We start from the raw sequence: 23,664 nt of genomic DNA on the forward strand, positions 1-23,664 counted from the left end.
ACGAAACAGCTAGATTTCCGCAATCTTCCTGATGAATTGGTAACCCAACTGATGAGTAAGCGAAATAACCTGCCCCGCAAATCACTAGGCTATCGAACTCCATATGAAGTATTCATGTCTTACATCACTGATGAGCAACTATTTTCTTTCTAACTTAAATTGACATTTCGGGTAAATAAAAAGGCATTCCCAAAGAAATTGGGAATGCCTTTTTGGGTTGAATCAAACAAGTGATAGCTATTGATTACTTGTTGTAGAATTCAACGATAAGAGCTTCATCAATATCAGCGTTCATATCTTCACGTGCTGGAATGCGGTTAAGCTTACCTTCAAGCTTGTCGGCATCAAAGTCAACGTATGAAGGACGAGAAACAACAGCTTCCACAGCGTTCTTGATGATGTCTAAGTTCTTAGACTTGTCACGAACGGCGATGATTTGACCAACCTTAACTTCGTATGATGGAATATCAACACGCTTACCATCAACAGTGATGTGACCGTGGTTAACTAATTGACGAGCTTGACGACGAGTAGTGGCTAAACCAAGACGGTAAACCATGTTATCAAGACGACGTTCAAGCAATGCCATAAAGTTGGCACCGTGAGTACCTTCCTTAATCTTACCGGCACGAACGAAAAGGTTTGAGAATTGACGTTCAGTCATACCGTACATAAAACGTAGCTTTTGCTTTTCACGTAATTGTGTACCATATTCTGAAAGCTTACCGCGACGATCACGACCGTGGTCACCAGGAGCGTAAGCCCGACGTGCTAATTCTTTACCAGTACCTGAAAGTGAAACGCCAAGACGACGTGAAACACGCCAACTTGGACCAGTGTAACGAGACATAAATAAATTCCTCCAATAATTTTAGTTGGAGTAAAATAATCCGATTGTGAGCTTGGCATTCGTGCAGGCTGATTTGAATCTTTCACCCTAGCAGCCGGGTTACTAAAAACACCGTTAGGCACCAGTCTGTTGACGAGCTTGCCCCTCACTGCTGCATTATTTTACACAAAGTCTAGTATACAACGGTTCGTAATAATAAGTCAATCTTTTCTTTAGAAACCTCGTAACTTTTTTAGCAGAATGATGAACAATATAAAAGTTTATTAAACGTAGATGTTTTTTCATATCTTTTAAAGCACGTTCATTGTGGTATGCTATAATTTTGAATAGGATTATACGGATAATTATTGTGCAAGAGCAATAAACAATAAAAAGTAGTAGGTGGAAAAAGTGGTTTTTCAAGTATTGATTGGTATTTTAATTATTGTTGTAGCAATATTAGCTTGCGTATATTTTTATCAACGACGAGCTGTTAAACAGATCAACGACTTAATGGAAAGCGAGAAAAAGCTAGCAGATCAAAAAGTTGACCAGCAGATCAAAAATGTTGAAGAATTGCAACTAATCGGGGATGCTAAAAAGCAATTTGAAACAATTAAAAACAAGTATGAAAAACAAGTGCGACCAGCGATCACAGCCTTTAATAAACGAGCTCCCCAATTATTAGCAGATTCACGGACGAGCAAGTTGCTGACAATTAACACTCAGATTCGAGACCTGCAAGCAGATTTGGCAAAGTTAACAACAACTCTCCAACAGATCCAAAAAGACTTACAACATCTTCGTCAACAACAACATACCCATAAGCAAGCGGTCGAGCAGATTAAAAATAAATATCGTCAATTCCACCGGCAACTAAATGAGAAGAGCTTCGAATATGGAGACAGTGAAAAGCAGTTAAATAGCAGATTAAACGAATTAGAGGATCAATTCGCTCAATTTACTGATTTAACTAATAAGGGCGATATTGAAGCGGCTCAAGAGATTTTAACCAATTTGCAATCTGAAAACGATAAATTTGAACAAGACCTTAAGAAGATTCCTCAGCTCTATAAGCCAATTGCAACCGAGTTTCCAGAACAATTATCCGAGCTAAAAAGTGGTTATAAGACACTTGTAAAACAAAATTTCCACTTTACGGAGAAAAATATTGATAAGCAAATTGAACAGCTCCAATCCAAACTGGATCAGACGATTGACCAACTTAACAATTTACAATTAGATGTTGTGGAACAATCTAATAAAGATCTTAGTGACCAGATTGATTACTTATACGGGGTAATGCAAAAGGAAATTGATGCTAAGAATGAAGCTGTTCATTTGATTGAAGTGATGAAAGACTTTACAAAACACGCTCAACGGCAAAATGACGAACTTGGTGTAGAATTAGACCGGTTAAGTTTGAATTACACACTTACTAATCATGAACAAGAAACCGTACGTGAACTTGGTGAACAAATTAAAGCAATTATTAAGCAGTACCGTGATGACGCAGAAGCAATTGCTAACAAAACAGCTGTTTATAGTCAGGTTCTTGATCGGCAAAAATCTAATCAAAAGAACTTAACTGAAATTGAAAAAAGTCAAGAAAAGCTTAACGATGAAGTTGCTAAATTGCAAACTGATGAACAACGTGCCCGTCAAATGCTGCAAAAATATTCCACCCAGATTCGTACAATTCATCGGCAAGTAGAACAGTTGAACCTTCCTGGCTTACCAAAAGATTACTTAGATTACTTCTTTGGTGTCAGCGATGAGATTAAAAAGTTAGCTGATGAATTGAATGAGTATAAGATCAATATGGATGAAATTACGAAGCAACTAATTATCGTTGAGTCAGACCTAGACACATTAAATGACAAGACTGATATTCTTCGTGATAGTGCGGAATTAACAGAACGATTCCAACAATATGCAAATCGGTTTAGTGATAACGAAAAGATTGCAGCAGCAGCTAAAAAATCCCAAGAACTTTTTAAGCAGTTTAACTACACGGCAAGCTTAGAAGCAATTGCGACCGTTTTAGAAGAAATAGAACCTGGTAGCTACAAACGAATTGAAGATACCTATTATCGTGAAATTGGTAAAAATTAAAAATCAAGGTGAGTGGGAATTAGCCTACCGCCTTGTGGTTACGACGCGAAGCTAGTTCCACGATATCTTAAACAATGTTCCTATAAATAAAGAGGCTGTTGAAAAAATGAAGTTTTTTCCAGCCTCCTTTTTTCTTATTAAATGATAGTGATAATTAATGCCTAATAGCTAATTTTCTGTTATAATATAAAACCGTTTTAAGAAGAGTCGAAATCTTCAGCAGTAGCCTATCCTATACTGTTGAAATCATAATCAGAGTAGGTTACCCATTTGTAACAACCCTGTGTATTATTTTTAGGAAGGAAATTAGTATGATCTATTTTGATAATAGTGCGACGACAAAGATACTACCGGATGTTTTGTCGACATACGAAACCGTGAGCCAAAAGATTTGGGGGAATCCAAGCAGCTTACATAATTTTGGTGAAAATGCTTGGAACCTTCAAGAACAGGCACGCCAGCAGATCGCAAAGTTATTCGGGGTTAAGCCTAGTGAGATTATTTTTACTAGTGGTGGTTCTGAAGGAGATAACTGGGTAATCAAAGGAACTGCAATGGCTAAGCACCGTTTTGGCAAACACATTATTACGACTAGTGTTGAACATGCGGCGGTAAAAAATGCATTGGAGCAACTAAAAGACTTCGGATTTGAGGTTACCTATCTCCCGGTTGATAAAGAGGGACGGATCAATCCCGCTGATGTTAAAGCCGCTATTCGTCCAGATACTATTTTAGTGTCTATCATGGCAGTTAATAATGAAATTGGAACGATTCAGCCAATTAAAGAAGTGGGAGAAATCCTTAAAGATTATCCAAACATTCACTTTATGGTGGATGCTGTTCAGGCAATTGGTAAAGGATTAGATGACCAAGTATTTAGTGATCGTGTTGATTTTGCCACTTTTTCTGGTCATAAATTTCATGCTCCACGAGGAACCGGTTTTGTTTACGTCAAGAGTGGGCGCAAGTTAGAGCCTTTGATTGCTGGTGGTGGTCAAGAGCGGACACTACGAAATGGAACAGAAAATACACCTGGTAATGTTGCAATGGCAAAAGCAATTCGGTTAGTAAAGGAAAATGAAGCGGAATCAGTAAAACGTGAACAAGCAATTAAAGAACGGATTTACGACCATTTAAGTAAATTTGATCATGTAAAATTGATTTCTGGCCGCGATCAAGGTTTCGCTTCCCATGTACTGTGCTTTGCAATTGTAGGAGTTCGGGGTGAAACGATTGTTCATGCCTTTGAAGACAAGGATATCTATATCTCAACTACTAGTGCTTGCTCGTCTAAAAAGCATTCCGAAGCCGGAACATTAGCTGCCATGAAGGTTCCAGAAGATATTGCAACAAGTGCAGTTCGGATTAGCCTTGGGGATCAAAATACCCTTGAAGAAGCTGATCAGTTTAATAAAACATTTGATGAATTATACGCTGGCTTTAAGAAAATTATTGAATAAAATCTGAAAGGAGAACATAACGTGCAATATACAGAAATTATGGTTCGTTATGGTGAGCTTTCGACAAAGGGACATAATAAAAAGTCCTTTATTGATCGTTTAGGGGTAAACGTACGAAAGGCCCTTCATAGCTTTGACCAGGTAAAGGTGCATGCACAACGTGATCGGTTGCATGTTGAATTAAATGGAGTTGACTATGATCAAGTGATGAATCGCTTGAAGTTAGTGTTTGGGATTCAAAACTTCTCGCCATCAATTAAAGTTGATAAGACTTTTGAAGCGACTGCAGAGGCAGCAGCGCAGATGATCGCTGAACAAGTTGATAAGCCAATTACCTTTAAAGTGGAAACTCGTCGATCAGATCACCAATTTGCAATTGATACCTTTGAAATGAACAACAAGCTAGGAGGATACCTCTTAGATAAGTTTCCTGATAAATTAAAAGTTGATGTTCACCATCCAGACCTAACTTTACGGGTTGAGATCCGTCTTAATGGGATTTTCCTTTCAAGTGAAACGATTAAGGGTGCTGGTGGTTTGCCAGTTGGTACTGCTGGTAAAGGAATGATGATGATGTCTGGTGGAATTGATTCACCAGTAGCTGCTTACCTTGGGATGAAGCGTGGCGTTTCAATGGAAATGGTTCACTTCTTTAGTCCGCCATATACTAGTCCCCAAGCTTTAGCAAAGGCCAAGCAATTAACTGAACGTCTTGCAAAATATAGTGGAAGTATTAAGTTTATTCAGGTGCCATTTGCCGAAATTCAAGAAACAGTAAAGGAAAAAGTTCCTGAAGGTTACTTAATGACAATTCAACGGCGAATGATGCTTCGGTTGGCAGCTGCCTTAATGATTAAGCGTCATGGTCTGGCTATTTTTAATGGTGAATCATTAGGGCAAGTTGCTTCTCAGACAATGGAAAGTATGCTGGCGATTAATGATGTAACTTCTTATCCGGTATTGCGACCAGTATTGTCATTTGATAAGACCGAAATTATTAAAATTGCCCAAGATATTGATACCTATGATCTTTCAATTCTTCCATATGAAGACTGTTGTACTGTCTTTACACCGCCATCGCCAAAAACCCGGCCAAACGTTGAGCGAGCTCGTGAATACGAAAAACGACTTGATATTGAAGGGTTAATGCAACGAGCTCTTGATGGGATTGAAATTACGGAAATTCATCCTGGTGAAGATTATTTAAACCAAAATGAAGATGTTTTTGCTGAATTACTTTAATTAGGCCTTGACGAGGTTTGATAATTTAGCTATGATACATTTTAATAAGCATTGACCGAAAGAGTAGTAAAGCGGCACCTAAAAAGCGAGATCCTGAGAGTGAGAGAGGATTAGTTAAACTTTATGAAGGTAGTTCGGGAGCTGATATACTGAAATTAATAGTAGGTATGTCCGGTTCATTTACCGTTATGAAATGATAAAGTGGAGTATTTTATACTCAAATTAGGTGGTACCGCGATGATTCGTCCTATCGATTGTGATAGGGCGTTTTTTAGTTAATGCACAAAATAAAAATGAAGATTGCGTTCTGAAAGGAGTTTCTGCCATGACAGAAAAAGATATGTCAACCAAGTACGATCCAGCGGCGGTTGAAGAAGGCCGTTATCAATGGTGGATTGATCAAGGATTCTTTAAACCAAGTGGTGACAAAAAAGCTCACCCATATTCAATTGTTATTCCACCACCGAATGTTACTGGTAAGTTGCACTTAGGTCACGCTTGGGATACAACTTTACAAGATATGATCATTCGACAAAAGCGGATGCAAGGCTATGATGTATTATGGGTTCCTGGAATGGACCATGCTGGTATTGCTACCCAAGCGAAAGTTGAAGCCCGGCTTCGTAAACAAGGAATTTCTCGTTATGACCTTGGTCGTGACAAGTTTGTTCAACAAGTTTGGGACTGGAAAGATGAATATGCTGATATTATTCACCAGCAGTGGGCTAAGATGGGTATTTCTGTGGATTATGGCCACGAACGTTTTACCCTTGATGAAGGATTAAATAAGGCTGTTCGAAAAGTCTTTGTTGATCTCTACAATAAGGGCTTAATTTATCGTGGAACTTACATCATCAACTGGGACCCACAAGCACGGACGGCCTTATCAGATATTGAAGTTATTCATAAGGATGATAAGGGTGCATTCTACCACGTTAAGTATCCATTTACTGATGGAACTACTTTTAACGGTAAGGATTACATCGAAATCGCCACTACTCGTCCAGAAACAATGTTCGGGGATGAAGCGGTTGCCGTTAACCCTAATGATGAACGGTACAAGGACTTAGTTGGTAAGAAGGTCATGGTACCACTTGTCAACCGAGAAATTGAGATTATTGCTGACGACTACGTAACACCTGAGTTTGGTACTGGGATGGTTAAGATCACCCCAGCTCATGATCCAAACGACTTTAAGGTAGGTAAGCGTCACAACCTTCCTGAGCTGAATACAATGAATGAAGATGCCTCAATGAACGAAAATGCTGGTAAATACGAAGGCATGGACCGTTTTGAAGCTCGTGAAGCAATCGTTAAGGACCTTCAAGATCAAGGTTATATCTTAAAGGTTGACCCAATTGTTCACTCTGTTGGTCACTCAGAACGAACAGGGGTACAAGTTGAAGCCCGTCTTTCCACACAATGGTTTGTTAAGATGAAGCCATTAGCCGAAGCAGCTCTTAAGAACCAAGATACTGATGACCGAGTTAATTTCGTTCCAGAACGATTCGAACACACCTTTACGCAATGGATGGAAAATATTCATGATTGGGTTATTTCTCGTCAATTATGGTGGGGTCACCGGATTCCAGCTTGGTATAACAAACAGACTGGCGAAGTTTATGTTGGTATGGAAGCTCCTAAAGATGCCGAAAATTGGGAACAAGATAAGGATGTCCTTGATACATGGTTCTCCAGTGCGCTTTGGCCATTCTCGACGATGGGCTGGCCTAATACTGATTCAGCAGATTTCAAGCGCTACTTCCCAACCAATACTTTAGTTACTGGTTATGACATCATCTTCTTCTGGGTTTCCCGGATGATTTTCCAATCGCTTGAATTTACGGGTCGGGCACCATTTAAGAATGTTCTTCTCCATGGTTTGATTCGTGACGAACAAGGGCGAAAGATGAGTAAATCCTTAGGAAATGGTATTGATCCAATGGATGTTATCAAGAAGTACGGGGTAGATGCCTTACGGTGGTTCTTAATTACTGGTTCAACTCCTGGTCAAGATATTCGTTTTAGCTACACTAAGATGGATGCAGCTTGGAACTTTATTAATAAGATTTGGAACGCTAGTCGTTACGTTATCATGAACCTTGGTGAGATGCCTGCTCCTGTCCTTCCTGATAAGAGTAAGTGGGATTTAGCTGATCGGTGGATTTTGAGTCGGTTAAATGCAACTATAAAGCAGGTTAACGAACAGTTTGACAAGTTTGAATTTGGTGAAGCTGGTCGGGCACTTTACAACTTCATCTGGAATGATTTCTGTGACTGGTATATCGAAATGACCAAGGAGAAACTCAATAATGGGACTGACGAAGAAAAGAATGATACTAAGAACATTCTTGGTTACGTTCTTGATCAGACCTTGAAGATGTTACATCCAATCATGCCATTCGTTACCGAAAAATTATGGCAATCAATGCCGCATGATGGTGAATCAATTATGGTTGCAGATTACCCAGTTGCTAATGCCGAACTTGATGATCCAGCCGCAACTGAACAAATGAATAGTTTGATTGAATTGATTAAGGCTGTTCGTAACATTCGAAATGAAGCTAATGCGCCAATGTCTAAACCAGTTGACATTTTGGTAAAAGTTGATAGTGATCACTTGGCACAGATGTTGAATGATAACCGGGATTACATTGAACGCTTCTGTCATCCAGAGAACTTAACTATTGGTAAGGATGTTGAAGCTCCTAAGCTTGCGATGAGCGGTATTTTGACTGGAGCAGAAGTTTACATCCCAATGGCTGAATTAGTTGACCTTGATGAAGAACGAGATCGGATGGAAAAAGAGATTGCTAAACTTGAAAAAGAAGTAGAACGTTCACAAAAGAAGCTTGGCAATGAAAAGTTTGTTAATAATGCGCCGGAAAAAGTTGTTGAAGCTGAACGACAAAAGGCAACGGAATGGCAACAAAAATTAGCAGCTGCTAAAGAACGCCTTCAATCACTTCAACAAGCTTAGCGTCAATTTATAGTAGGATAATTAACATTTTTAATAATAAATGAAAGTTATATCATTTTATTAAATAGGTTAGACTACTGTGAGAATGCTATTAGCTATAATATTTATAAATATAGTTTAAAATTAGATTAAAAAGGAATTGGCAATTGCTGATTCCTTTTTTGATTAATATGAAAAAAGAATCATGCATCGTTCGAAAATATTTATCTACTGATAAGGATTGAATAACTGATAATTAAGCGGTTTATTTAGAGATTATTTCACATATTTACCATTTATTTATTGTAATTATTTATCACAAGTATTATGATTGATTGTGGAGAAACAGGAAACGGTTTCAACTATTCTTTTTATCGATATACTTCGGAGGGAGGTATTTATAATGACTATTCTTAGTCTGGCACGTTTCCAATTTGCCATGACGACGGTTTACCATTTCTTCTTTGTTCCGTTTTCGATTGGAACAGCTTTTATCGTCGCCATTATGGAAAGTATGTATGTCTCAACTAAAGACGAAACATACAAAAAAATGGCAAAATTTTGGGGAAATATTTTCTTACTTAGTTTTGCGGTCGGTGTTGTTACAGGTTTGATTCAGGAATTCCAATTTGGGATGAACTGGTCGGATTACTCACGGTTTATGGGTGATATCTTTGGTGCGCCATTAGCCCTCGAAGCTTTGCTATCATTCTTTATTGAATCAACATTTATTGGCTTATGGGTATTTACCTGGAAAAAGGTTAAGCCAGGGTTGCACCTTTTCTTCATTTGGATGACAAGTTTTGGCTCTTTAACATCTGCTTTATGGATTTTAACTGCCAACTCATTCATGCAACACCCAGTTGGTTATGAAATCAAGGGTGGCCGTGCAGTAATGGTTAATTTTGGTGCATTGCTTAAAAACCCCCAATTATGGTATGAATTTGGACATGTTATCCTTAACGCCATCATGATGGGTGGTATTATTATTGCTGGTTTAACAGCATTCCAACTTCTCAAGAACCAAAAACTTTCTGAAGCTAATAAGAAGTTTTACAAGAAGTCAATGCGTTTAGGACTTTTAGTATCATTGATTTTCTCTATTGGTGGAATTGCGTTAGGGGATGCCCAGATGCAATACTTAATCAAAGAACAACCAATGAAGTTTGCAGCTACTGAAGACGTATTCACGACTACTGGTAAGCATGCACCGTGGACAATTGTTGGTATTGCTGATATGAAAGACCATGAAGTAAAAGGCAATATCGATATTCCCTATGCCCTAAGTATTTTGTCATACCACAAAACTACTGGTGCGGTTACCGGGATGAATGAGCTCAATGCCCAATATAAGAAAAAGTACGGCAAGAATCTTGATTACTACCCACCAGTAAATACGCTGTTCTATAGTTTCCGGATTATGTGTGCAGTCGGTGCTTGGATTTTCTTAGTTTCATTAGTTGGATTAATTATGACAAGAGAAAAGAGCAAGAAACCACTTGCACAACGCCGCTGGGCACTTTGGTGTATTGCAATTACCACTTTCTTACCATTTATCGGTAATACTGCTGGTTGGTTTGTAACGGAATTTGGTCGTATTCCATGGACGGTTTATGGCTTGTTTACAATTGCTGAAAGTGTATCACCAAATGTTTCAGTTGGATCATTGTTAACATCAAATATTGTTTACTTCGTATTATTTACAACTCTTGCAATTACATTAATTTGGTTAATTGTTCTTGAGTTACGTAAAGATCCATCGGAAGCAATTGAACCTAAATTCAAGAAGGTTCTTGACCCATTTGACAAGGAGGCGTTCTAGATGAGTTTTCTTCAATTATTATGGTTTGTATTGATTGGAGTGCTTTTTGCTGGCTTCTTCTTCCTAGATGGATTTGATTATGGGGTAGGAATGGCGGTCGAAACACTTGCTCATAACGAATCAGAGCGTGATCAACTTGTGCGGACAATTGGACCAGTTTGGGATGCAAATGAAGTATGGTTAATCACGGCTGGTGGTGCAATGTTTGCATCTTTTCCATATTGGTATGCTAGTCTTTTCAGTGGGTATTACTTAATCTTAATGATTATCCTAGCTGGTTTAATTATCCGTGGTGTTTCTTTTGAATTCCGTAAAAATAGTCCAATGTCACAAAAGCGGATCTGGGATTGGGCATTAGCAATTGGTAGTGCAATCGTTCCATTTTTCCTTGGTATTATGTTTGTTAGCATGATTCATGGAATGCCAATTGATGCTAACGGCAATTTTCACGCAGGATTCTTTGACTATTTCAACTGGCTTTCAGTTGTTGGTGGGATTGCCTTATTGCTTTTAACCTACTTACATGGAATTAATTATATTGCCTTAAAGACGACTGGTCCGGTTCAGGAACGCGCCCGGAACTACGCTGAATTTTTGTACTGGATTCTTTATGCTGGCGAAGTTGTCTTTGCACTATTATTAATCTTTATGACCGACTTTATGGCTGTTCACCCAGTTGGCACAATCATTATGCTTATATTGATTGTTGGTTTCTCAGTTTTAGCCCAAGCAGAAATCTTTGCTGGTCATGAACTAATTGCCTTTATTTCAAGTGGGTTAACCTTAGTATCTTTAGTTGTATTGATCTTTATTGGTCTCTTCCCACGAGTACTAATTAGTAGCATTAGTCCGAAATACAGCATTCTTATTCAAAATGCTTCCTCAACAGAATATACGTTGACAGTGATGACGATTGCTACTTGCTGTCTTTTACCATTTGTTTTGGCATATACAATCTGGGCTTACTGGATTTTCCGTAAACGGATTGCAATGCCAGCTATTCCGGAGGTTAAATAAAAAGTTATGATTGATCGACTACTCTTCAAAATCGAGGGGAGCAGACATATCATGATTAAGCTTGTGGGGCTTTATGTCCTGCAGGCTTTTCTTATCCTTGGTCAGGGATTAAGTTTGGCTGCTTTACTAACAGGCTTATGGCAGGGACATTCTCTTTTAAGTCAAATATATGGCTTAGGTGGATTTATTATTTGCTACCTTTTGCGTCATGGGCTAACCGAAATTGGGAATGATTGGCTTGATAAGTATTCGGCTAATGCTGCCCAAAACTTTCGTCAGCAATTATTAAAAAAAGTCTTTGCGCTTGGACCGGTAATTGTTCAGCGGGAGGGAACCGGTAATATGGTTACTCTTGCTCTTGATGGCATTAAAGAAGTTGAAAATTATATTCGACTCATCTATAGCAAGGTGATCAGCATGATGATTATTCCAGTCATTATTTTGGTTGTCTGTTTTTGGTTTGATTGGATTTCTGGCATTGTTATGTTGTTAGTTTATCCTTTGATTGTTTTATTCATGATTATTTTAGGCTATGCAGCGAAGGCTAAGGCAGATCGACAGTTTGCAGCTTTTCAAATATTGTCTAATCACTTTATTGATTCTTTGCGGGGGATTGACACATTGAAGTACTTTGGCCTTAGTAAGAAGTATTCGCAAAGTATTTATCGGTCAAGTGAGCGTTTTCGCAAGTCAACAATGAGTGTGATTAAAGTAGCGATGTTATCAACGTTTGCTCTTGATTTCTTCACTACATTAGCTATTGCAATCTTAGCAGTCTTTCTTGGCTTACGGTTAATTAACGGTCACTTATTGCTATTCCCGGCACTAGCAATCTTGATTTTGGCACCTGAGTATTTTTTGCCGATTAGGAACTTTGCAAGTGATTACCATGCGACGTTGAATGGTAAAAATTCATTTCATGCGGTTCGGCGAATTCTTGAGATGCCATTACCAAAGAAGCCGACTGTTGAATTACACCAGTGGACAGGAGTCGATGAGTTAAGTTTTGAGAATATTGAGTTTATGTATCCTCAAAATGGCAGTGAATTAACAAACCTTGATTTAACTGTTAAGGGGAATCAAAAAATTGGCATTATTGGGATGAGTGGGGCCGGAAAGACAACTTTAATTAATCTTTTAAGTGGCTTTTTAGCGCCGACAAGTGGCCAAATTACCATTCAAGGAAAAAAAGTAACGACTTTGGATATTCATGACTGGCAAAAACAGATTCTCTACATTCCACAGACTCCCTATATTTTTGCAGATACGTTAAAAAATAATATTGCCTTTTATACTCCAAATGTCAGTGAAGATAAAATAAAAGAAGCGATTCATGTTGTCGGCTTAGATGATCTTGTTGCTGAATTACCTCAAGGATTAGGGACGATGATTGGCAGTGGCCACCGAGCATTAAGCGGTGGACAGGCACAGCGAATTGCCTTAGCACGAGCATTTCTTGATCCAGAACGTCGGGTAATGATTTTTGATGAGCCGACCGCCCACCTTGATATTGAGACTGAACTAGAGTTGAAAAAAAGAATGCTTCCGTTGATGGAAAATAGGTTAGTCTTTTTTGCTACCCACCGTTTGCATTGGATGAAGCAGATGGACTACATTTTAGTGTTGAAGAATGGCAAGTTAATTGAACAAGGAACGTATCAGCAGTTGCTTGATGAACATGGTTACTTTACAGAACTGATGGACCAAACACGCGGAAAGGAGATAACCCATGAATAAAATTCCTTTACTTAAAGCAATGAAACATGATCGGTGGGTGAAACCCTTCCTGAAGCGTTATAAGTGGACCTTGGTATTAGCAATTACCCTGGGGATTGTTATCTTTATTTATGCTAGTGGATTGATGTTCACTGCGGGCTATTTAATCAGTAAGTCTGCAACGATGCCTTTTAATATTTTGTTAGTATATGTTCCCATTGTTCTTACTCGTGCCTTTGGGATTTTTAGACCGGTGACTAATTATTTTGAACGATTGGTTAGTCATAATTGGGTTCTTAAAATGACTTCTGCATTTCGTAAAAAGCTTTATGATTCGTTAGAGCAGGATGCCGTTTTCTTTAATAGTAAGTATCGAATTGGAGATATTCTTGGGTTACTTTCAGAAGATGTTGCTCACATTCAAAATTTATATTTACGAACGATTTTTCCAATGTTGGTTGCATTTGGACTTTATGCCATTATCGTTATTGGAATGGGGATAATTTCTCCACTAATGGGTCTTTTAATGTTAATTCTATTTGGGTTAATCATCATTGCTGTTCCCGTGTGGTCAGTGCTTGTTAATGGTGCACGCCAGCAACTAGAAAAGCAATATACCAATACCTTGTATGCTGATCTTACTGATAATATCATGGGGATTACAGACTGGGTATTTGCGGGGCGCAGTGCGGATTACCTGCAGCACTATGATAAAAGTGAGAAAAACGTATTAGCATCTAAAAAAGCGATGAAACGTTTTGAACATTGGCGTGATTTTATCCTTCAGGTAATGATTTTATTAGTGGTTGTTAGTCTTATTATATGGGGAGCAGCGCGTTTTGGCGGCCATTGGGGAGGCAGTGCAAATTGGATTGCGGCCTTTGTCCTTTGTGTCTTTCCCCTTGATGAAGTGTTGTCTAGCTTGCCAGCAGCTGCTCAAGAAACTAATGTATATACGGATTCATTAAAGCGATTGAATGAATTACCACAACCGCCTGCTCCTTCTAAGGCTAATATTGAGATTGCCGCTCCTTATCATCTTAAAATTACAGATGTTTATTATCGCTATCCTAAAACAGAGAAGATGATCTTGCGGGGGATTAATCTTGATGTTAATCCAGGCGAAAAACTTGCCATTCTTGGTCGCAGTGGGGCTGGAAAGAGTACGTTAGCTAGTTTAATTCGTGGAGACCGGAAGCCTACTTCGGGCACTGTTACTCTTAATAATGTGCCAACGGATGAATTTGGTGATGAGATTTCGAATTATATTGGGATCGTTCACCAATCACCATATTTGTTTCATACCACAATCTTAAATAATATTCGTTTGGGAAATGAAGATGCGACAGAGGATCAAGTATGGGATGTTCTTGAACGTGTTGGGTTGGCCGCTATGATTAGACGACTGCCAAAAGGGCTTCATACGATGGTTGATGAGGCAGGGTTACGGTTTTCTGGCGGAGAGCGTCACCGGTTGTCTCTTGCCCGGATTTTGCTCAAAGATACGCCCATTATCCTTTTAGATGAACCAACTGTAGGTTTAGACCCGGTAACAGAAGAAAAGATAATTGAGACTTTTATGGAGCAGCTACAAGGAAAAACTTTGATTTGGATTACTCACCATTTACAAGGCATAGAAATGATGGATCAAGTTGTTTTTATCGAGGATGGTAAAATTTCAATGCAAGGCAGCCCGGCAGAATTACAAAAAACAAATGAACATTACCGGGCGTTAAAAATGGCAGATGAGGGTATCTAGCTAGTTTAGAAATGTTATAATAAAATAGGACTATTGATGAAGGGATGAATAGTAATGAAAGAAGTTGTTGTACTTGGAGCTGGTTACGCTGGCTTAAAGACGGTCGTATTATTACAAAAAAAGCTAAAAAATAATGTTCATATTACACTAGTTGATCGTAATAATTATCATTATGAAGCTACTGATTTACACGAAGCTGCTGCGGGAACGCAAAGTGCTTCAAGGATCACTTATCCAATTAGTGATGTTATTAATCCACAAATTACTACCTTTATCCAAGATGAAGTTGTAAAGATCGATCCTGATAAAAAGACAGTTAAACTTGCTGGTCATGAAGAGCTACTGCACTATGATTATTGTGTATTAGGACTCGGTTTTGTTTCAGAAACCTTTGGAATCCCTGGTGCTGAAGAAAATGCATTACCGATGACTAATGTTAAAGAAGCTTTAGCAATTTATGACCATATCATTGCCAAAATGAAAGATTATCGTACCACTCACAATCCTGATGATCTTCAAATTGTTATTTGTGGTGGTGGATTTACTGGAATTGAATTAGCAGGGGCGCTTGTTGACGCTCGAGCAAGTTATGCCAAAATCGCTGGAGTTTCACCAAATGAAATTAAAATTACGCTGATTGAAGCTTCAACAAGATTACTTCCAATGTTTAGTGAAAAACTTGCCGAATATGGGGTAAACCTTGTTAAGAGCCTTAACGTGCAATTACTTGATGGTTCACGAATTAGCAAGATTGAACCTGGGAAGGTCATCTACAAGCATGGAGATGATGATGATGAGTTCCTTAATGCTGGTACAATCATCTGGACAACTGGAGTAAGTGGTAATCCATTGATGGAAGAATGTGGCTTTGATGCTAAGCGTGGCCGGGTAATCGTTACTGACCACTTAACAGATCCTAAGCACGATGATATTTACATCATTGGGGATGTTGCTGCCGTAATGCCACCGGATGGTAAACGCCCATACCCAACTACTGCACAAATCGCTTTAGCAATGGCTGATTACACGGCTGAAGACATTGTTAGCCGTATTAAGACTGGCAAGCATGAAGCTAAGCCATTTACTTACAAGTCCTTAGGAACAGTTGCTTCCGTTGGTAATACGCGGGCATTTGGTGAAGCAATGGGTCATGAATTACGTGGATATCCTGCTTCAGCAATGAAGAAAATTATTGCTGACCGTTCCTTGTTAGAAACAGGTGGTTTGAAAGAGCTATTTGCTAAAGGACGCTTTGACTTATATCACTAGAAAATGAATGAGGCTGAGAAAAAACTTTTGTTTTTTCAACAGCCTCGTTTTTATGCTTATATGCTAAAAAGGTATGGTTATAATAAATAAAGGGTGAAATAAATGATTAAAACTTATGATGAAGCATTATCTTTTATTCATGGACGAACACAATTCAAGAAAATTCCAACACTCACACGGATGAAACGATTCTTGGCAGAATTAGGGAACCCACAAGAAGGACTTAAATACATTCACGTTACAGGAACTAATGGTAAGGGATCAACCGTTGCAATGATGCGGTCTGCTTTACTGGAAAGTGGCCTTACTGTTGGAAGTTTTACATCACCTTTTATTACACGATTTAATGAACGAATTGAGTATAATGGAATCCCAATTAGTGATGATGATCTTTTAAGATTAGTTCAAAAAATTGCCCCTGTTGTCAAAAAACTTGATGATACATTAGAAACAGGCGGTCCAACTGAATTTGAAATTGATACAGCATTAATGTTTTGCTATATGGCTGAAAAGAAGCCTGATGTTATATTGCTTGAAGTGGGGATTGGGGGGCTATACGATTCTACTAATGTAATTACGCCAGTTGTTAGCGTGATCACGACAGTTGGCTGGGATCATATGAAGTATTTAGGTGATACTTTAGCTAAGATTGCGACCCAAAAAGCGGGAATAATCAAAAAAGGTGTCCCAGTTGTTTTAGGTGCTCTCCCAACAGAAGCGCGCGAAACTATTCTCGCAGATGCAAAGGAGAAAAAATCCCCGGTTTTTGAATTAGGAAAAGACTTTACTGTTCACAAACTTAATGGTCATCAGTTCCACGCGAAAATTCGGTATCAAGGAAAAAATCTGAAAAAAACAGAAATAATTCTTGGGTTGCCAGGCGACTATCAGATAGAAAATGCAGCAGTTGCTTTGATGGCTCTTGAGCTTTTTATGGAGAAGCGTGGGCTGGCAATTGATCGTCGTGCTTTGATAGCGGGATTAGAAAATGCTGCTTGGCCGGGGCGATTAGAAGAAATAAATACTACTCCTCTGGTCTTACTAGATGGCGCTCATAATCTTCCTGGTGTCCAGGCCCTGGTTCATACTATTAAGAATGATTTTGCCGATCGGGAAGTTTACCTCTTGGTAGCGATTTTGGCTGATAAGCAATATGAATTAATGCTTGGGGAATTAGCAAGCTTGGGGAATATTCACTTAACTGTTACTCACTTTGCTGGCCCCGGTCCAAAAAGGCCAAGTGCAGACTTAGCAAAAGCAGTTGCTGATATTCCAACTAAATATCCCATCCAGATTATTAACGACTGGCGATTAGGAATCGGGCAGGTGGCAAGTCAAATGAGTGCGGACGATGTAATGATTATTACTGGTTCTCTTTATTTTGTTTCAGATGTTCGTAGATTCTTTTTAAATTAAAAGTGTAAAAGCACAAATTTTCCGTATTTAAATATATAGAGTGTAAAAAGGAGAATTATTTATGGAAAATGAAGTGATTAACGAATATACAAAATTAGTCTGGACGGCTATTCCTGATAAACCGGGAACAAAGAAGCAGGAATTATGTCAACGTTTCTTACGTAAGTGTCCTACTCCCCTAGCAATTAAACGGCTTTCACGTATTGAAAAAAATGAGATAAATGAATGGGCGCCAGAAATGCTTAACTTTTTTGCTGCTATTGAATTAGGGAAGATAGTAACTAAAAGTCACGAAGAAATTATTGGCCATGCTTATTCGAGTATCGAATTAGGACGCAAGATGGTTGACCATTTTCAAAGTGAGGAGCAAGAAAGTGTTTGTATTGCCTGTACAGATATCCATAATGAGATAATTGATTGGAAAATTTTGTTTGTAGGCGGCGGATGCGAATGTATTCTTTATCCTGATAAGATTTTTCAATATGCGCTCCGGTGTTCAGCTCAAGGAATTATTATGATCCACAATCATCCGACGGGAGACATTCATCCTTCTAAGCAAGATGAATCTTTTACTCGTCGCTTAGAACGAGGATGTGAGATTATTGGACTTCATTTAGTTGACTTTATGATTGTTGGTCGTGATACATACCATAGTTGGCGTGAAGCTAGTCTCGTTAATGAGCTTAAAAAGTAAAGAAACCTTTAATTTATTATAATAATTACGCTTTCTTTGTTCTTATTAATGTATATTAATGTTCGTATGTACCGAGTGGCTATGGTATAATATGCACGATATTAATTTGATTTTAAGACGAAGGGAAGAAGCAGATTGCTAGGAATTGGAACAAAAAATCTTGGCATTGACCTTGGAACTGCTAATACAATTGTCTACCTTGAAGGTAAGGGTATTGTATTAAGAGAACCATCAGTTGTTGCTCGTAATTCTAAGACTAACGAAGTAATCGCTGTTGGCAGTGATGCCCGTGATATGATCGGACGGACGCCAGAAAGCATTGTGGCTATCCGACCAATGAAAGACGGTGTTATTGCTGATTACGACACAACAGTTGCAATGATGAAGTATTACATTGATAAAGCACTAGGAAATAATGGTAAGCCATATGTTATGGTATGTGTTCCTAGTGGGATCACGGAAGTTGAAAAGCGGGCAGTGATTGATGCTACTCGAGTTGCAGGTGCTCGTGATGCTTATGTTATTGAAGAACCATTTGCAGCAGCCATTGGAGCTGGATTACCGGTTATGGATCCAACCGGTAGTATGGTTGTTGATATTGGTGGCGGTACTACTGATGTTGCTACCATTTCATTAGGTGGTATTGTCTCAAGCCGGTCCATTCGAATGGCAGGAGATAAGATGAATGATGCAATTGTTCAATATGTTCGTCAACATATGAATTTATTAATTGGTGAACGAACAGCTGAAAAGCTTAAGTGGGATATTGGGTCTGCATCTGTTGAAGCTGCTGAAGAAATGGGAACAACACAAGTTCGCGGTCGTGATCTTGTAACTGGATTGCCAAAGACAATGCAAGTATCTGCGAAGGATGTTTCAACGGCCCTCCAAGATGTTGTTGATAGTATTATTACGGCAATTAAAGGAACACTTGAAGAAACTTCCCCAGAAATTGCTGCTGATGTTATTGATCACGGGATTGTATTAACTGGTGGGGGCGCATTATTAAAGCATTTACCAGATGTTATTGCAGATGCAACCAAAGTACCAGTATTTATTGCTAATGATCCCCTTGACTGTGTTGCTATTGGTACCGGCGAGTCATTAAAGAGTATTGATGTAATGAAGAAAAAGTAAAATGATTCTCTGACAGTGACGTCAGCGATGAATCATCATTAGTACTAACTAATGATTGACGGGGCTGAGTGCCGAGCAGAATTGTTTGGCAGGCCCCGTCTTAATTACCTTGTGTATGCATTGGAGGGTCATAATGCAGAAATTTTTTTCCAATCGCCGATTAGTTATTGCTGTGATAATTCTAGTTGTCTGTTTTGGACTAATGGCAGGTTCTGTTTCTTTACGGAATAGACGAAATACACCACCGATTATCCAACAATTTGGAAATGATATTGTTGGCTTTGTTGATAGTGCAGTTGCTCTCCCTGTAAATTGGGCACAGACAAGTATAAGTTCAATAAATGGGTTGATGAATACTTATTCTGAAAACCGTGAACTTAAACAGCAAGTAACTGAATTAGCACAAACTAAAGTCCGTGATCAGACCTTAGCTCATGAAAATAAACAATTAAAACAACAGTTAAAACTTAATAATTCAATGACCGACTATAATACAGTTACAGCGGCTGTGTTAATGCGCACACCATCTTCATGGCAACGACAACTCGTAATTAATAAAGGTCAATCTAGTGGTATTAAGAAGAATATGCCCGTTATGAGTGGTAGTGGGTTAATTGGTCGGATTACAGAAGTAAATAAAACTAATAGTAAAGTTGAATTATTGAGTGATACTAGTGAATCATCGAACCGTTTTGCAATTACCCTTAATGGTCAAAATGGGAAGGTGATTAACGGGATTATCACCGGATATAATGCAAGAAATAACGAGCTTGAAATGGGACAAGTAACTTCTAAAGCTAAAATAAAAAAGGGTACCCGAGTAGTAACCAGTGGAATGGGTGGTGTGACACCAAAGGGACTTTACGTTGGTCGCGTGTCGCATGTCGGTAAAGATGATTATGGCCTCGCCCAGAAAATCTATATTACTCCAGCAACGGACTTTAATGATATTAATATTGTTACAGTTGCTGAAGCAGCTTCGCAGGAGTGATAAATTATGTATCGTTTATCACGCTTAAAATATATATTCCCAATTGGCTTATTTGTATGTCTGTTTTTGGACGGAGCCTTAAGCCATGTGTGGGCACCATTATTTTTCAGTTATCCCTATTCAATGGTGAGTGAACTTGTCTTACTATGGTTAGTCTTATCGTACTTCTTTCAAGATGATATTGAGATTCCATTAATTCCATTTGCAATTGCTGCTGGTGCAGTTTACGATTTATATTTTTCGGGAATTTTAGGATTGTATATTTTCTTGTATCCATTAGTAGTCGAAATAACTAAAATTTTATCTCGTTATTTTAGTTCATCATTTCTTTCGATGATTATGATTTTCTTTGTTGATATTGTCATTTTTGAGACGTTTAATTATTGGGCATATTATTTAGTGAATATTACTAATGTTGGTTTTGGCGACTATCTTATTTATACGCTTGCTCCAACGTTAGCATTGAACCTAATTTATTTTGTTGTCCTCTTCTGGCCAATTCGCGCAATATATCGCTGGGCATTAGACAATGATCAAATTTAAAATTAGTGCTTGACACAATAGATATTCCAGTATAGGATATTTACAACATCATAAATGACAGTGAACAGACTAGTAGAGCTTTAAGCATTGCAAAGAGAGTCCTTAATGATGGGAAGGGATCGATGCTTTGGCTTGAATCACATCTGTGAGTTGGCCTTCTGAAAGCCATAGTAGGAAGACCCGGGGAAGCCCGTTACAGCGCGGAGTTTATTTTAATGAACTCACTAAGGCTATTATTCGTGAGAAAATAGCAAGATGAGGTGGAACCGCGGAAACGCCCTCGTAGCCATTTTAGGCTCGAGGGTGTTTTTTGTTTCATTAAAATAGACTTATTAAGGCAAATATTGTGAAATGTTTGTAAATATGAGGTGGAACCACGATGTACTCGTCCTCTAGGAGGTATCTCCTAGAGGATTTTTCTTTTCCTGTTATTTCTATTAGTCAAGAATTTAAGGAGGCAATAGTAAATGTCAATGCAATATATAAGTGAAATTCTACCTTCATTATTTCAAGGTGCTGCTCTTACATTACAGATTTTCTTCTGGACATTAGTTGGATCACTGCCATTAGGAATTTTGGTTAGCTTAGGACTTACTTCTAAAATTAAGCCTTTGAAGTGGGTGTTAGAAATTTATGTTTGGTTAATGCGGGGAACGCCTTTGCTACTTCAACTAATCTTTGTATTCTATGGGTTACCAATTATTGGCATTGTTTTTGAACGTTACGATGCCGCCCTAGTTGCTTTTATTTTGAACTATGCAGCTTATTTTGCTGAAATTTTCCGTGGTGGTTTCCAATCTGTTGATCAAGGTCAGTTTGAAGCAGCTCGTGTTTTACGCCTAAGCTACTGGCAAACCCTTCGTAAAATTATCATTCCTCAGGTAATAAAAATTGTTATTCCATCAATTGGAAATGAAGTTATTAACTTAGTAAAAGATTCATCGTTAGTTTACGTAATTGGTCTTGGTGATTTACTTCGAGCAGGAAACGTTGCAACTTCACGGGATGTCACACTTGTTCCATTGATGTTAGTCGGATTAATCTATTTGATCCTTGTAGGAATTTGTACATTAATTCTACGGCAAGTTGAAAAATGTTATGCATACTTCAAGTAAAGGAGGGAATCTAAATGTTAGAAGTTCGAGATTTAAAAAAGAGTTTTGGTGATCGGCAAATTTTAGATGGGGTTAATTTAACAGTTAAAGATGGTGAGATTCTTTGTATTGTTGGTCCATCAGGTGCTGGGAAAACGACCTTACTTCGTTGTATTACTGGACTGGAAACTCCCGATAGTGGTGAGTTTTTCATTAACGGTCGTCGCTTTGATCCTCAGGGAACAGATGCAGCTGACCGAGTAATCGGTGTGGTTTTTCAAGACTTTAAGCTTTTCCCAAATCTTTCGGTAATGGAAAATATCACGTTAGCGCCGATGATGGTATTGAAAAAGGATAAACAAGAAGCAATTGCTGAAGCGCAAAAACTGCTTGAAGAATTAGGGCTTAATACCAAAGGAAAATTGTACCCCTACCAACTTTCGGGTGGACAAAAGCAACGGGTTGCCATTGCTCGTGCATTAGCAATGAAGCCTAAAATTTTGTGCTATGATGAACCAACATCAGCGCTTGATCCAAACCTCCGAAAAGATGTGGCTAATATTATTTTGGGATTAAAGAAGGACGGAATGACTCAATTAATTGTTACTCACGATTTAGAATTTGCGGAAGATATTGCTGATGATATTTTACGAGTACAACCACTGGATCAACGTCAGAATAAATAGTGAGAGGAGATATACTGATGAAAAAAGCGAAAGCAATTTGGTTACTTATTTTGTTAGTAGTACCTGTTCTCCTTCTTAGTGGCTGTGAAAGTGTAACAAAGCGTGCTGATACGCAAGATACATGGAACCGGATTGAGCGCCGAAAAAGAGTAATTGTCGGCCTTGATGACAGTTTTGTTCCAATGGGTTTTCGCCAAAAGAATGGAAAACTAGTTGGTTATGACGTTGATCTTGCCCGGGCTGTTTTTAAGCAGTATGGAATAAAAGTTGATTTTCAGCCAATTGATTGGTCAATGAAAGAGACTGAGTTAAAAAATGGTACGATTGACTTGTTATGGAATGGGTATTCTGTTAATCCTAGCCGTGCCAAAAAAGTTGCCTTTAGTCGTTACTATTTAGAGAATCGGCAGATATTAGTAACTAAAAAGAAGGGTAACATTAAAAATCTGAACGGGATGACGGGCAAAATACTCGGGGTGCAGAATGGTTCAACGGGAGTAACCGTTTTGGATGAGAAGCCAAAGTTATTAAAGGATAAAATAAAGAACCATACACCAGTACTTTATGATACATTTCCTAATGCATTTATTGATTTAAATGCAAATCGAATTCAAGGAATTTTAATGGACGAGGTTTATGCTAATTACTATATTAAGCACCAACCAAATAGTAATTCGTATCGCACTTATATTAGCAAAGAGCTGCCAATGGAACATTTTGCAGTGGGAATGCGAAAAGGTGACAAGACCTTAAAGAAGAAAATTAATCAAGGCTTAGGTAATTTGCAGAAAAATGGTGAATTACGGAAGCTTAATGAAAAATGGTTCGGTCAAGATAATAACTACTTGGGACCGGATAACACTAAATAAAAAGAGCAGGGACTTAGGAAATAGTCTCTGCCCTTTATTGTTTCCT

At 38.4% G+C, this 23,664-nt stretch carries 18 protein-coding genes, 1 pseudogene and 2 other annotated features; of the genes and pseudogenes, 18 read left to right on the plus strand and 1 reads right to left on the minus strand.

Going from position 1 to position 23,664, the window contains the following annotated elements:
• Positions 1 to 153 (plus strand): annotated as a pseudogene (locus QOS06_RS05295) (IS30 family transposase); the annotation flags it as partial.
• A gap of 91 nt (positions 154 to 244) precedes the next feature.
• On the opposite strand, the gene rpsD reads toward QOS06_RS05295, so the two are convergent.
• Positions 245 to 850: a 30S ribosomal protein S4 gene (gene rpsD / locus QOS06_RS05300; protein WP_003666632.1), complete on the minus strand. Its 606-nt coding sequence runs from the start codon at positions 848 to 850 to the stop codon at positions 245 to 247.
• Between the two features lie 390 nt (positions 851 to 1,240).
• Between rpsD and ezrA the strand changes: the two genes are divergently transcribed.
• The 17 genes from ezrA (at position 1,241) to QOS06_RS05385 (ending at position 23,618) form a co-directional block, all read left to right on the plus strand.
• Positions 1,241 to 2,944 (plus strand): septation ring formation regulator EzrA, encoded by a 1,704-nt coding sequence (gene ezrA / locus QOS06_RS05305; protein WP_283595602.1) that lies wholly within the window; start codon positions 1,241 to 1,243, stop codon positions 2,942 to 2,944.
• Positions 2,945 to 3,255: 311 nt separating this feature from the next.
• Entirely contained in the window at positions 3,256 to 4,404 is a 1,149-nt protein-coding gene (locus tag QOS06_RS05310) for a cysteine desulfurase family protein (protein WP_003671959.1), read from the plus strand.
• 21 nt (positions 4,405 to 4,425) lie between these two features.
• Positions 4,426 to 5,646 carry a tRNA uracil 4-sulfurtransferase ThiI gene (thiI, locus tag QOS06_RS05315; protein ID WP_003671958.1) on the plus strand — a complete coding sequence of 407 codons (1,221 nt, stop codon included), beginning with the start codon at positions 4,426 to 4,428 and terminating at the stop codon, positions 5,644 to 5,646.
• Between the two features lie 42 nt (positions 5,647 to 5,688).
• Positions 5,689 to 5,899 (plus strand) — a binding site (T-box leader).
• 72 nt (positions 5,900 to 5,971) lie between these two features.
• On the plus strand, positions 5,972 to 8,626 hold the full coding sequence (locus QOS06_RS05320; protein ID WP_283595604.1) for a valine--tRNA ligase: 2,655 nt from the start codon (positions 5,972 to 5,974) through the stop codon (positions 8,624 to 8,626).
• A 382-nt stretch (positions 8,627 to 9,008) separates the two neighbouring features.
• Complete coding sequence (locus QOS06_RS05325) at positions 9,009 to 10,427, plus strand: cytochrome ubiquinol oxidase subunit I (protein ID WP_011953418.1); 1,419 nt, start codon at positions 9,009 to 9,011, stop codon at positions 10,425 to 10,427.
• Positions 10,428 to 11,444 carry a cytochrome d ubiquinol oxidase subunit II gene (gene cydB / locus QOS06_RS05330; protein ID WP_283595605.1) on the plus strand — a complete coding sequence of 339 codons (1,017 nt, stop codon included), beginning with the start codon at positions 10,428 to 10,430 and terminating at the stop codon, positions 11,442 to 11,444.
• Between the two features lie 6 nt (positions 11,445 to 11,450).
• Positions 11,451 to 13,181, plus strand: a complete 1,731-nt coding sequence (cydD, locus tag QOS06_RS05335) for a thiol reductant ABC exporter subunit CydD (protein WP_098047012.1) — start codon at positions 11,451 to 11,453, stop codon at positions 13,179 to 13,181.
• The gene (gene cydC, locus QOS06_RS05340; protein ID WP_098047013.1) at positions 13,174 to 14,919 is read left to right on the plus strand and encodes a thiol reductant ABC exporter subunit CydC; all 1,746 of its coding nucleotides are present in this window, start codon (positions 13,174 to 13,176) and stop codon (positions 14,917 to 14,919) included. Before cydD ends, cydC begins: the two co-directional genes overlap by 8 nt.
• Before the next feature lie 54 nt (positions 14,920 to 14,973).
• The gene (locus QOS06_RS05345; RefSeq protein ID WP_098047014.1) at positions 14,974 to 16,188 is read left to right on the plus strand and encodes an NAD(P)/FAD-dependent oxidoreductase; all 1,215 of its coding nucleotides are present in this window, start codon (positions 14,974 to 14,976) and stop codon (positions 16,186 to 16,188) included.
• Positions 16,189 to 16,290: 102 nt separating this feature from the next.
• Positions 16,291 to 17,604 (plus strand): bifunctional folylpolyglutamate synthase/dihydrofolate synthase, encoded by a 1,314-nt coding sequence (locus QOS06_RS05350; RefSeq protein ID WP_098047015.1) that lies wholly within the window; start codon positions 16,291 to 16,293, stop codon positions 17,602 to 17,604.
• A gap of 61 nt (positions 17,605 to 17,665) precedes the next feature.
• Positions 17,666 to 18,298 carry a JAB domain-containing protein gene (locus tag QOS06_RS05355; RefSeq protein WP_003671949.1) on the plus strand — a complete coding sequence of 211 codons (633 nt, stop codon included), beginning with the start codon at positions 17,666 to 17,668 and terminating at the stop codon, positions 18,296 to 18,298.
• Between the two features lie 135 nt (positions 18,299 to 18,433).
• On the plus strand, positions 18,434 to 19,435 hold the full coding sequence (locus QOS06_RS05360; protein WP_003666650.1) for a rod shape-determining protein: 1,002 nt from the start codon (positions 18,434 to 18,436) through the stop codon (positions 19,433 to 19,435).
• 133 nt (positions 19,436 to 19,568) lie between these two features.
• Positions 19,569 to 20,426, plus strand: a complete 858-nt coding sequence (gene mreC, locus QOS06_RS05365; RefSeq protein ID WP_035160182.1) for a rod shape-determining protein MreC — start codon at positions 19,569 to 19,571, stop codon at positions 20,424 to 20,426.
• Between the two features lie 6 nt (positions 20,427 to 20,432).
• Positions 20,433 to 20,969, plus strand: coding sequence for a rod shape-determining protein MreD (gene mreD / locus QOS06_RS05370; protein ID WP_019252402.1), 537 nt, complete (start codon positions 20,433 to 20,435; stop codon positions 20,967 to 20,969).
• 51 nt (positions 20,970 to 21,020) lie between these two features.
• Positions 21,021 to 21,254: a binding site (T-box leader), on the plus strand.
• A 182-nt stretch (positions 21,255 to 21,436) separates the two neighbouring features.
• Positions 21,437 to 22,084: an amino acid ABC transporter permease gene (locus QOS06_RS05375; protein ID WP_003671946.1), complete on the plus strand. Its 648-nt coding sequence runs from the start codon at positions 21,437 to 21,439 to the stop codon at positions 22,082 to 22,084.
• A gap of 14 nt (positions 22,085 to 22,098) precedes the next feature.
• Positions 22,099 to 22,749, plus strand: coding sequence for an amino acid ABC transporter ATP-binding protein (locus QOS06_RS05380; protein WP_003667608.1), 651 nt, complete (start codon positions 22,099 to 22,101; stop codon positions 22,747 to 22,749).
• 17 nt (positions 22,750 to 22,766) lie between these two features.
• A complete protein-coding gene (locus QOS06_RS05385) occupies positions 22,767 to 23,618 on the plus strand; it encodes an amino acid ABC transporter substrate-binding protein (protein ID WP_283595609.1) in 852 nt (283 codons plus the stop codon).
• Positions 23,619 to 23,664: the final 46 nt, after the last annotated feature.

This window comes from Limosilactobacillus sp. DJ3M12 (assembly GCF_947381695.1).
GTDB classification, from domain to species: domain Bacteria; phylum Bacillota; class Bacilli; order Lactobacillales; family Lactobacillaceae; genus Limosilactobacillus; species Limosilactobacillus kinnaridis.